Consider the following 11,740-nt stretch of genomic DNA (forward strand, 5'->3'; position numbering starts at 1 on the left):
TTTTATTACTTTATATTTCTTATCTTCATTCATCGTTAGTATTATCCTTTTCATGATTTTATTTTATCATTTTGGGACATTTTATGCTTCGACCTACTTAGGACATTATCACGTTCGAACGATAAATGAAGAAGAAAGAAATATTTGAGATTGAATTATTTCATACATTGTGATAAAATTACCTTGTTAAAAAGATTTGTGAAATTATTAATTAGTCATTAGGCTTTTTATTCATTATTCAGTTTATAAAAATTTAGAGAGGTTGATCGAGATGGAAGAGAATATGAGATATACAGCCAAAGATTATTTAAACAAAGTTTTAGGAGGAACAGCTTCAGGGATCGTTATTGGACTGATTGCTAATGCTATACTAGGTTCTGTTTTTAAAGCCCTTATTCCATACGGTTCTGTATTTGTATTATTGTCAAGTGTTGTTACGATTATGCAATTTATTACTCCAGCTATTATTGGTGTTCTGGTAGCCATGCAATTCAAAATGAACGGAATGGAAAGTGTCATTATAGGAGCTGCAACTTTTTTAGGGTCAGGGGCTTATAAAGTCACTGAAGCAGGAGTACAATTAGTGGGGATCGGTGATTTGATCAATGTGATGATCGTCTCAGCTATCGCTGTATATGTGACTCGTTTACTGCAAGGTCGATTAGGCTCATTGACACTGATTCTTATGCCGATCATTGTGGGAGCAGGGGTAGGAACGATTGGTTTGATCATACTTCCTTACGTCGGCATGGTGACTTCTACTGTTGGGAACTTGATCAATAGTTTCACAACGTTGCAACCATTGCTGATGACTATTTTAATCTCGGTAGCATTTGCTATTCTTATTATTTCGCCTATCTCAACAGTAGCGATCGGAATTGCCATTGGTGTTGCGGGATTAGGAGCTGGAGCAGCTGCAGTTGGAGTAGCCGCTTGTACTGCTATCTTGGTTATCGGTTCGTTACGTATCAACCAATCTGGAACAACGTTAGCTATCTTACTGGGTGCGATGAAAATGATGATCCCTAATTTGATCAAATACCCTAAAATCATGGTGCCTATTGTATTAAACGCGATCGTTTCAGGGATTGGAGTGTACATGTTAACGATTCAAGGAACACCGCAAACAGCAGGTTTTGGAATCGTCGGTTTAGTTGGACCAATACAAGCGTTTAATATGGGAAGTAGTTTGGTAAGTGTTGCCTTAGCATACTTTATCATACCTTTTGTAGGAGGCTTCTTGATCGACATACTGTGCAACAAAGTGATGCATGTTTATGAAGATGAAATTTTTAAATTTATTCCCGCTTCAAATTAATTTATAATGAATCAGATAAAGATTATTGGAGGATTTTAGAATGAAAATAGCAATTGCAGGTTCAGGAGCTTTAGGATGCGGATTTGGTTACATGATGCAAAAAGGCGGAAATAACGTTACACTATTAGATTTTTGGGAAGACCATATTAAAGCGATTCGTGAAAATGGATTATCTGTTACCTTAAATGGAAAAGAGGATACTGTTTCTATTCCCGTCGGAAAACCCGATGAAATCAAGGATACATTTGATGTAGTCTTTATCTTCACAAAATCAATGGGTTTAAGACATATGTTGGAACAGATCAAACACCTGTTAACAGATGATACTAAAGTAGTTTGTTTATTGAATGGGTTAGGACATGCCAATACAATTTCAGAATATATTCCTAAAAAGAATATCATTATGGGAACAACTGTCTGGACTGGTGGAATCGACGCTCCCGGAAAGACTCATTTTATGGGAGAAGGCCCGGTTGAAGTTCAAAACGCTGATGAAAGTGAAGAACAAGGTACTCGTGAAGTCGTTAAAATGATGGCAGAATGCGGTTTAAATGGAGTATACAGTCAAGATGTACACTTTACGACTTGGCGAAAAGCGTGTGTGAATGGGACGATGAATGCTTTATGTTCTGTCTTGGATTGCAATATCAAAGAACTTTTTGAAAATTCTCAAACTGATGACTTGGTTTCAGGAATTGTAAAAGAATTCTCTCGTGTTGCTGAGACGGAAGGAGTACACCTGGATATAGATGAAACAGTGGCTTACTTAAAAGTGGTGGCCAAAAAAGTTGGTGAACACTACCCGTCGATGCACCAAGATTTATCGAATAAACGCCCAACTGAAATTGACTTCTTAAATGGTTTAGTTGCTAAAGAATCCGAAAAACAAGGATTTGAAGCACCCTACAGCAAACAAATCACTCAACTGATCCATGCTAAAGAAGATATCTTAGGAATCGAACGTTAAATAGACAAGGCAAGTCAGGAGATCATTCTCTGTGACTTGCCTTTTTTAATAGAATAGGGAAGGATGTTGCAAGTAACGCACATTATTAGGTAATCATAAAAAGTATGCGTATAATAGGAATAGAACTATTTTTTTGAAGGAGTACGTGGTAAATGGCAAAATATAAAAGATTACCTGATCATATCGGGATCATTCCAGATGGCAATAGAAGATGGGCACAAAACCAAGGCCTCGGTAAGCAAGAAGGTTACCAGCACGGGATTATGCCGGGTCTGGAATTGTACCATTTGGGATTAGAATTGGGCATCAAAGAAATGACTTTCTATGGTTTTACAGTGGATAACACCAAACGTCCTTCAGAACAAACGAAAGCTTTTCAACAAGCCTGCATAGATGCTGTAAATCAATTGAAAGACCGAGATGCCGATTTATTGGTCATCGGTAATACAGAATCAAAAATGTTCCCTGAAGAGTTGCTGCCTTATACCAAACGGACTAAATTTGGCAAGGGGTTGATTAAAATCAATTTCCTGGTTAATTATGGTTGGAATTGGGATTTGAATTACCCTACTCAACAAGCCGATTTTGATCCTAAAGAAGATATCGTGAAAAAAATCGCTTCTTCAGAAATCTCTCGAATGGATTTAATTATTCGCTGGGGAGGAAGAAGAAGACTAAGCGGCTTTTTACCAATCCAATCTATTTACTCAGATTTTTATGTTGTCGATGAGCTTTGGCCTGATTACAATATTGAACAAGTGCACAGTGCTTTGAAATGGTATCAAGACCAAGATATTACATTAGGCGGATGATGTATCTAAAAAGGGTTGCCTCAAAAATGAGGCAACCTTTTTTGGTAAAAAGAATAGCGTCAGAGCCATTTGAGTCGATTTAAAGCCTCAAATGTCGCTGAGATCCTGTATCAGAACCATTTGGGATGATAGAAAAGTACCGAATGTCGCTGAGAGCGCACATCAGAGCTATCTAGTCTAATACTGATTCAATGAACCTTACTTGAAAATAAAGAGCTAACCTTTTTACGTTACACGCGCAAAAAAAAAGAGACTGCCACCGTTATTCACGTGGTGGCCGCCTCTCTATGAAAATACTAATATTTCTTCTTAGGGTGACGATCGACTGCTTCAGGATGTTTCACTAAGATATGCTTACCTGCTTCGGTCAGAATATAACCTCTAACTTTAAAATGCGGGGCAATCTGTTCTTCAGTTAATTGTTTCCGACTCAACTCTATTAATTCAGATTTTTTCAACTTAGAATAACCCGTTATTTCCAATTTTTTTAAAATGGCTTTTAATTGAGCTGCATTCAGATGATCCAAAGAGTCCATTGCGGAAAGTTCTGCCGCATATTCTTTCTCTAAAACTTCGTCTAGAGCTTGAGGGCCATTGATACCGTAGTCGTATTCGAAATATTTCGGGTAGACACTTATATTGGTAAAAGTGCCAAAATTGATACGCCACAATAAAATCAAGTGTCCCGGTAAAAGGTCTTCTTCGTAACGAATCATGTTGCGTTTAGGAACCAATTTTTCAGAGCCGATCTCGGCCAAATCCAACCACTCTTCTAGATCACGTTTTGGAGAGATGTAAGGAACTTCTGCATAGTCATCATAAAGAGAGAAAATGTGTTGTACGAATGGATCTTCTAGGTTTAAATGGCTGTTTTGCTTCTCAATGTTATGTGTGTTCATAAGAGGGAGCTCCTTTTTGAGTAGTTTAAGAATCAAGTCATGTTTGATGAACAACTGATCATTCTTATTTTATCTCAATTAAGAGCACTACACAATCAAATCCAGAAACCGTAGAAGTGACTATCGAAAAAATCGGGACATTGAAAAATAAATTTGTCTAAAGACCTACTTTCAACAAGAAAAAAATCATCATTTAGACCGATGCCATTCCATGTAATTTTTTCTATAATGAATAGTGTAGTCAATAGAATAGCGGTATTTATAGAGGAGAAGAGTATGCATGAAAGTATTAGGAAATGTAGTTTGGTTCATTTTAGGCGGGTTTATCAGTTTTCTGTCATGGGGAATTTTAGGAATTTTATGATCCATTACGATTGTAGGGATTCCAATCGGTAGACAATGTTTTAAATTTGCTAAAATGGCGGCGGCCCCTTTCGGAAAAGATATTCGCTTCAGTGACAGCGGAGCATCCTTGTTCATCAATATTATTTGGTTGATACTTGGCGGTTTTGCAATTGTTGGGGAAGAAATCGTATTAGGAATTATTTTCTGTTTGACCATCGTGGGGATTCCTTTTGGGATGCAACACTTCAAGCATGCCAAGTTAGCCCTGTTACCAGTCGGTTCAGAGATTTACCGCACATAATGAAATAAAAAAATAAACCCAGCAGGGAAATGAACATTCATTTCCCTGCTGGGTTTTGACGATTATCCTTCAAAATCGAAAGAACCACCTAGATTTTTTTCAAGAGCTCGTTTGTACACTACACCTGCAATAGCAACATCCATCGCGCCAGTTCCGATAGGGATACAAATTGTAATGTCATTGGACAAGTCGCCGGCAGATATTTTTTCAAGAGCCAGTTCGCCTAATGTGGTGAAAATATCGTCTTCTGATAATTTGCCTTCATTCGTCAAGTGTTTTAAAGCGCCGCGGTGAAGAGCTTGTTCGACATGATCAACAATGATTTTATCTGCTTTCAGAATCAAGTCGTCTTCGATTTCTTGGAATGAACCCAGAGGAAAAACAATCGTTCCAGGTTTGACCCACTCAGTTTTGATGATCGGTTCTTGAGCTGGAGTTACGGTAATCAACACATCTGCTTGACTAGCTTCTTCTGCATCATCAACAACGCGAATCTTTCCACTGACGACATCTTTCATATCCTCTGCAAATTTTTCTGCAGACGAACGACGATGATTCCAGACGAACAATTCTGAGATATCAAATAAATTTGAAATAGTAAGAATATTGGTACTAGCTTGCATACCTGCACCGAACATTCCTATAGTAATAGACGGTTTTTTGACTAAATAGCGTAACGCATTCGCTGTTTGTGCTCCTGTACGCATATTGGTGATATAAGCTCCATCTAAAGCAGCTGTAAAGGTGCCTAAATGAGGATTGATGAGCAGAATCATAGCTGTAATGTAAGGAAGATCGGCTTTTTTACGCTCTCCTAAAAAGCCGCCGACCCACTTCAATCCGGCAATATCCTGCCATCCAATGTAAGCAGGCATGGCGTTCATAAACCCTTCATAGGAAGGGAAACCACCCGTTTCTCCTAAATCTAATGTTAATTTAGTAGGATTGATGACCGTTCCGTCACCGAGACCTTGGAATGTTTTATGTACAATATCATTAAAATCTCCAACATCTAATAATTCTTTGATCGTACTTTGATTGATTAAAAGTGTGTTCTTTTCTTCCAGAATAACTCCTCCTTTTTAATTCAGAGAAAAGGTTCTCCGTAAAAATGATAGAAACTGTATGCTACATTCGACTGCTTTTTGTATGTGTTGCATAACACCTGATGTGTCTATTATAGCATGGAAATGGTAAAGCTAATGGTATTTTTTTTAGACGGCCGAGGACCCGTCTGCTCAGCGTATCGTCTAGTTGAAATAAAACACCTGACTCCATCAACCGAGCCCATTTGCCAAATGAATCCTTCGACTAATAGAAAGAGATTCCTTATAATAAGGTTAAACGAAAAAGGAAGGAGATTGCAGCAATGGTAGAAACATTTGATATCGCAGAAAATGCACCGTTTCCAAATAATTCGTTACCTGTTTTATATTATCCTGGTGTAGTGAAAGAATTAGTGCACTCTGAAGACAGAGGGCAAAGCGTACAAGCCTTTTTAGAAAAAAACGGCTATTCTAATGGATGGGTAGGCGGCATTTTTAAGTACCATCATTTCCACTCAAATACGCATGAAGTATTAGCGTGCATTTCTGGAGAAGCCAAAGTTCAACTAGGCGGACCGGATGCGGAAGTGTATCCTTTTAAAACCGGAGATGTGGTATTGTTGCCAGCTGGAGTAGCCCATAAATTGATCGAATCCACAGATGATTTTCAAATTGTCGGCGCCTATCCGGAAGGTAAAGAACCGGACATGCAAACTGGTGATGAAGAGGACTATGAAGCAATGAAAACTAGGATTTCCCGTCTGGGTATCCCTCAATATGACCCGGTTGAAAAAACACAAGGGGGAGTCATAGAGTATTGGGATAAATTTATCATCCATTAACAAAGGTTTTGAGGAGGAAATAGACAATGGGAAAAATTCAAGAAATTATTGCAGATACAACATGGGAATTGGTTTCTTTTCAATCAGAAGATAAGAATGGAGAAATTATTTATCCTCTTGGAAAAAACGCTAAAGGTTTTATTCTATTTACCTCCGAAAATCGAATTTCTGTTCATATTATGGCTGTGGTTAGAAATAAGGACACGACTCTTCAGTTTTTGACAGAAGCGGAAGAAAAAATGTCAGATTTAGGATATCACGCTTATACGGGCTCTTTTGTGATCGATGAAGAGAAAGAAATTCTGGAAACCAGCGTAGAAGTCAGTTTGATCTCTTCTTATGTGGGATCTAAGCAACCGCGTAAAGTGAAAACGGAAAATGGCAATTTATACTTAACAAATGTAAAACATCCAGAACGTCAATTAGTCTGGAAACCGGTAGAGAATTAAAGCAGATTTAGGAGCTGAGATGATAGTGTCTCAGCTCTTTTTTTAAATATTTTCCAATAATTACGCTCTTGCAAGCCATTGTCAGATATAATGGAATCAATAAAAGGGTCAACTAGCTTTATTTAGTTTTAAGAGTAATGAGTCTCAAAATTAAAGGAGAAGTGGCACGAGCATGAGTGGAAAACAACACGAAACAACATGGTCTTTAAAAGAGTTTACCAATCGGAAATTTCATATTCCAGAAGAAAAGACTACGATCAAAACCGAGATACTAGCTGGATTGACAAGTTTTATCTCGATATCCTATATTATTGCGGTCAACGCTTCTGTATTAAGTACGACAGGCATGGATTACGGCGCAGTAACTGTAGCAACAGTCTTCAGTGCTGTGGTTGGCTGTTTACTGATGGCTTTTCTAGCAAATTCTCCTTTGATCATTACACCCGGAATGAGCGATAATGCATTTTTTGCCTTTACATTGGTGGGGGCTTTTGGACTGACGAGTCCGCAAGCACTGACGGTAGTGCTGGTAGTAGGTATTTTGTTCACGCTGATTGCGGCCTCTAAATTAGCCCCTAAATTAGCTTCAGCCATTCCAGGTACCTTAGTTTCAGGTATGAGCGTAGCTATCGGATTTTTCGTTATGTTTCTAGGGTTGAAAGACGGTGGGATAATCGTAGGCAATGAGGGAACTTTAGTTGCTTTAGGAAATCTCAGTGAACCTCTTCCGTTAACAACTTTATTGACATTGCTGATCGCAGTCATTTTATTTGAAAGAAAAGTCCCTGCTAACTTTTTGATCAGTATCTTAGCGGGTACTTTGATCGGTATTGTCACAGGAGTCGTCAATCTGTCTGAATTAACGGATTTTTCATTTAGTTTAACCCCATTTTTAGAAGGAGTCGGACAATTTGATTTCAGCATCATGGCGACGCTTGATTTTTGGATAGCCGTTTTTGCACTACTAATGATGGTCTTATTTCAAAACTTGGGTTCGCAGCTCAGTATGCTGCCCGATCGAAAAAAGATGCCAAAAGCCTTTTTATCAAATGCGATTTCTACGTTAACTTCTGCTGTACTAGGGTGCAACTCGACTAGCACTACTGCTGAAGGTGCAACAGGTGTGGCAGCTGGAGGAAGAACCGGGCTGACCTCGCTGACAGCGGGTCTGTTATTTATTCCAGCTTTATTTATCCTGCCGATATTGACTCTTATCCCAATGAGTGCTGTTGCGCCGATTTTGATTATTGTTGGAGCAAGCATGATCCAGGGAAATATCAAAAAAATCCCTTTTGACGACTTCTCAGATGCCTTTCCAGCATTGTTTACGATCATCATGACCGTATTAACCTTTAACATTGCTGATGGCATAGCGTTTGGCTTCATTTCATACACGCTTTTGAAAGTGGTCAAAAATGACACAAAAGAATTGACCGGTACTACCGTGTTGCTGTCTATTGTCTTTATTTTATACTTTGTACTGAACTTTATATAAAAGTCGAATCCCAGCTGAACGTGGTCTTGTTTTTAGAAAGGCTCGTTCAGCTGGCTTTTTTATTGTTTAATACTACTTTTCAAGCTTGTGCACATATTTTTTGAAGCGGAACTGCAGTGAGAAGGGCTTCAAATACTATATCGATACTCGCTTTTTATTTATATGGTACTTGATACCTATCTCATCAACCATATCATCAAATGACTGGACCACTTATGGTCCAAAATAAGCTCTCATCTACCATATCGCACCAAATGTTCCCGTGATATAGTCCTCGAAACACGCCACCCGCCCCAAGCACTACAACTTCCACCAAACTACTCACACATAATAGCGATAATTTCCCAGTACTTATTGCTTGATACACATTCTGCAACGATGGGCGAATCTTCCGCTCCAAAAAAGTTCCGCTACATCACTCATAAATATAAGCTATATTCATCCGTCTTAATGAAAATAAAAGATGATATTCACGAATATGGTGCAACAAAGCATTAGTAGCCAACTCCTGATGACCACAATTTGGAATTCCTTTTACATAAAGAGCCGTATGCTCTGATATGTCACACAATATCTTTGCCAGCTGCAGAAGTATGTTGGAAATTTTGCCAGAACATGGATTTAATTTGCAGAAATGAGTCGGTAACATAGTTTGCAGCAATATCCTTTTTGTAAAAAAAGAAAAATTGTTTAAGATCAAATAAAGATTCTTTAGATTTATTCAAATTCAATATATATTTATTGATAAACGATAAAAATGTGGTAAGATAACTTCAAGAAATATAAGGAGGCGTGTCTGATGAAAAACGGATCTACAATCTTATTAAAAATAGCAGTTGTATTGATGGGGGTGCCGGTTTTAGCATTAGCAGTTGTTTTATGGCTGCAGATTGGGAGAGTGGCAATAGCAGAAGCTTTGAAGGGAGCTAGATTAGGGTATATTATTCTAGGGGTTCTGGTTGGAATGACTTTATCGATGATCCCTTATTATGCGTCATTGTATCAAGCATTTAAACTGTTAACATATATTGACCACGACAAAGCCTTTTCTTTATTATCTGTAGCGGCTTTAAAGAAAATCAAAAAATGTGCCCTAATCATTTGTGGTTTCTATATTCTGATCTCACCATTGGTTTTCGCTGTAGCACAATGGGATGATGCACCTGGTTTAGTCATTGTAGGAATGATACCAGCTTTTGCTGCATTAGTCGTTGCCTTGTTTGCTGCAGTTCTTCAAAGACTTTTACAAGAAGCTATTGAGTTAAAATCTGAAAATGAACTAACAGTCTGAGGTGGAAAATATGGCCATTAGAATCAATATTGATGTAATGCTGGCGAAAAGAAAAATGAGCGTAACCGAACTTTCAGAAAAAGTAGGGATAACGATGGCGAATATCTCCATCTTGAAAAATGGAAAAGCCAAAGCAATTCGGTTTTCAACATTGGAAGCTCTGTGCAGAGCTTTAGATTGTCAACCAGGAGATATCTTGGAATACGCACTGGATGAATAAAAGTGGACACGGCAAGTCCGATGTTTGAAGTACATGGCAACAGAGATAGGTTCAAAAAAATAAAACCAGTGCGTCTCTTTATAAAAGAGAAAGGCACTGGTTTTAAATTTTTATACTTTTTCGTTGAAATTTTTATCTCTAATGATCAGCAGAATACCTGTGAAGTAAATCAACATTAAGAGAACAAACCAAATCACTCGAAAATTTAATACAGTTAAAATAATACCTACAGCAGCAAATAATAAAAGCCATAACTGTCTATTGTATTTATATACCTGATAAAGACCAAGCCAAAGGAGTGCCATAATAGCTAAAGCGATAAAGAGGTATCCAACCAATGCAGAATTATCGCTGGCACCATTGCCTACACCTAAAGTTAATTGAGTCAATCCATACATTAGGAGTGCTAGTAAGATAGAAACGATCGTATTAAAAATAGAGAGGATAGTGATTCCGATGATTCGCATATAGTCTACCACCTTATCGTTAATTGTCATCTTAATAATAGCATAAAGTAAAGACTACTCATATTATGAAGCTATTTTGTGGAAAGAATGCCTTTAAAATAAAAAACAGTCCTCTGCCTTTTAAAAAAGAGAGAACTGTTTTATGCAAATTAATACAGAATAATTATTCTACTGCAAATGTAATCTTTTCAGCGCGGTCAACTTCATCTAAGTTGACATCTGTTTGGCCAACTTCTAAACGATTATCTGCTACAAAATAGTAAACCTGAGTTTCAGTGATAGGTTCCATAGCATATTCAAAATCTAATGAATCAGATAACGCGACTTCTTCAAGAACTTCACCATCTTGAACTAAGAAAAGTTTATCTCCGCCTTCAAGGTAACCAGTTACTAAATAACTACCGTCTTCAGAAGGAGAAGAAGTATAACCAGCATCCATCCATTCCACACCAGAACTAAAATCCAGAGCTACAGATGAACGTTCATCTGCTGAACTGCTTTCGGTGATCTGGTTCATGATTTCATCAGGACTTGCTACAGTAGAGTCAGAGCTTTCAGAAACATCATCTGTTGTGTTGTCAGCCTCTTCATTGCCGCAAGCAAAAAGAGCAAGTGAGATTACTGCTAGTGGACCCATTAGTTTCTTTAACATATTTTATTCCTCCTCGTAATTTACCAAAAGTTAGTATATCACGATACTTATGCTAGAAAAGTAACTATGAGAACTAAAAACTTGATTTTTAGTTATTTTTAATGTGAAACTCATTTTAAGTGATTTGCGTTGGCAGCACTCTCATTCCATTAATAAGAAAACGGATAGTTAGAATATAGGAATAAAAATAATGAGAACTTTTAAAAGAAATATAAGTTGTATTCAACGAAATTAAATAAAAATGAGAAAGAGAGGTGATCAAGTTTCTACTATATTATAAAACGATAATTGGTGTAAAATGAAAGTAAATAGAATGTAAAAATAAACAAAAAAAGTATAAAAATACCATTGACGATTTTTTAAATCGATGATAATATATAGAAGTTGTCACGGCAACACGGCTTAAATAAAGCCAAATAAGAAAAAACAATTTCAAAAAAGTTGTTGACAAGCAATTGCTGCTCTGATATTATTAAGTAGTTGTCGCGGAGACGACGCAAACGAAATTAGACCTTTGAAAACTAAACAAAGTAAGACGAACCAAACGTGTAAGAAAGTTTTGGCAAGTGCCAAAACAAACAAATTAGTGAATATTTATTCGCTAGCAATCAATTAATGAGCTACAAGCATCATTAA

General features: G+C 37.4%; 12 protein-coding genes and 1 pseudogene. 9 read left to right on the forward strand and 4 right to left on the reverse strand.

Annotated features, from left to right (window positions below):
* The first annotated feature begins 271 nt into the window (after nt 1–271).
* From ACEN4L_RS13020 to ACEN4L_RS13030, 3 genes are all read left to right on the forward strand, one after another.
* Nucleotides 272–1,318, forward strand: coding sequence for a PTS transporter subunit IIC (locus tag ACEN4L_RS13020; protein WP_407097658.1), 1,047 nt, complete (start codon nt 272–274; stop codon nt 1,316–1,318).
* A 40-nt stretch (nt 1,319–1,358) separates the two neighbouring features.
* Nucleotides 1,359–2,285 (forward strand): 2-dehydropantoate 2-reductase, encoded by a 927-nt coding sequence (locus ACEN4L_RS13025; RefSeq protein ID WP_079650593.1) that lies wholly within the window; start codon nt 1,359–1,361, stop codon nt 2,283–2,285.
* A 152-nt stretch (nt 2,286–2,437) separates the two neighbouring features.
* Nucleotides 2,438–3,097 (forward strand): undecaprenyl diphosphate synthase family protein, encoded by a 660-nt coding sequence (locus tag ACEN4L_RS13030; protein ID WP_407097659.1) that lies wholly within the window; start codon nt 2,438–2,440, stop codon nt 3,095–3,097.
* A gap of 296 nt (nt 3,098–3,393) precedes the next feature.
* Here ACEN4L_RS13030 and ACEN4L_RS13035 read toward each other — a convergent pair whose 3' ends face one another.
* Nucleotides 3,394–3,996, reverse strand: a complete 603-nt coding sequence (locus tag ACEN4L_RS13035; RefSeq protein ID WP_407097660.1) for a hypothetical protein — start codon at nt 3,994–3,996, stop codon at nt 3,394–3,396.
* Between the two features lie 280 nt (nt 3,997–4,276).
* Here ACEN4L_RS13035 and ACEN4L_RS13040 point away from each other — a divergent pair.
* A pseudogene (locus tag ACEN4L_RS13040) lies at nt 4,277–4,642 on the forward strand (YccF domain-containing protein).
* Nucleotides 4,643–4,704: 62 nt separating this feature from the next.
* Here the strand turns inward: ACEN4L_RS13040 and ACEN4L_RS13045 are convergent.
* Nucleotides 4,705–5,712 (reverse strand): ornithine cyclodeaminase family protein, encoded by a 1,008-nt coding sequence (locus ACEN4L_RS13045; protein ID WP_407097666.1) that lies wholly within the window; start codon nt 5,710–5,712, stop codon nt 4,705–4,707.
* A 299-nt stretch (nt 5,713–6,011) separates the two neighbouring features.
* Here ACEN4L_RS13045 and ACEN4L_RS13050 point away from each other — a divergent pair, with 299 nt between their 5' ends.
* The 5 genes from ACEN4L_RS13050 (at nt 6,012) to ACEN4L_RS13070 (ending at nt 9,985) form a co-directional block, all read left to right on the forward strand.
* Entirely contained in the window at nt 6,012–6,530 is a 519-nt protein-coding gene (locus ACEN4L_RS13050) for a cupin domain-containing protein (protein WP_079650551.1), read from the forward strand.
* A gap of 26 nt (nt 6,531–6,556) precedes the next feature.
* Nucleotides 6,557–6,979, forward strand: coding sequence for a lipocalin-like domain-containing protein (locus tag ACEN4L_RS13055; protein ID WP_407097661.1), 423 nt, complete (start codon nt 6,557–6,559; stop codon nt 6,977–6,979).
* Nucleotides 6,980–7,151: 172 nt separating this feature from the next.
* On the forward strand, nt 7,152–8,474 hold the full coding sequence (locus tag ACEN4L_RS13060) for an NCS2 family permease (RefSeq protein ID WP_407097662.1): 1,323 nt from the start codon (nt 7,152–7,154) through the stop codon (nt 8,472–8,474).
* Nucleotides 8,475–9,273: 799 nt separating this feature from the next.
* Nucleotides 9,274–9,765: a DUF2975 domain-containing protein gene (locus tag ACEN4L_RS13065; RefSeq protein WP_407097663.1), complete on the forward strand. Its 492-nt coding sequence runs from the start codon at nt 9,274–9,276 to the stop codon at nt 9,763–9,765.
* Between the two features lie 10 nt (nt 9,766–9,775).
* Nucleotides 9,776–9,985: a helix-turn-helix domain-containing protein gene (locus ACEN4L_RS13070; RefSeq protein WP_407097664.1), complete on the forward strand. Its 210-nt coding sequence runs from the start codon at nt 9,776–9,778 to the stop codon at nt 9,983–9,985.
* A 110-nt stretch (nt 9,986–10,095) separates the two neighbouring features.
* On the opposite strand, the gene ACEN4L_RS13075 is transcribed toward ACEN4L_RS13070, so the two are convergent.
* Together ACEN4L_RS13075 and ACEN4L_RS13080 are read right to left on the reverse strand one after the other, a co-directional pair.
* Nucleotides 10,096–10,452, reverse strand: a complete 357-nt coding sequence (locus ACEN4L_RS13075) for a hypothetical protein (RefSeq protein WP_407097665.1) — start codon at nt 10,450–10,452, stop codon at nt 10,096–10,098.
* Between the two features lie 163 nt (nt 10,453–10,615).
* Nucleotides 10,616–11,104, reverse strand: coding sequence for a hypothetical protein (locus ACEN4L_RS13080; RefSeq protein WP_131832597.1), 489 nt, complete (start codon nt 11,102–11,104; stop codon nt 10,616–10,618).
* Between the last annotated feature and the right edge of the window lie 636 nt (nt 11,105–11,740).

Origin of the sequence: Desemzia sp. FAM 23988, from assembly GCF_045528365.1 — a bacterium.
Classification (GTDB): Bacteria; Bacillota; Bacilli; order Lactobacillales; family Carnobacteriaceae; genus Desemzia.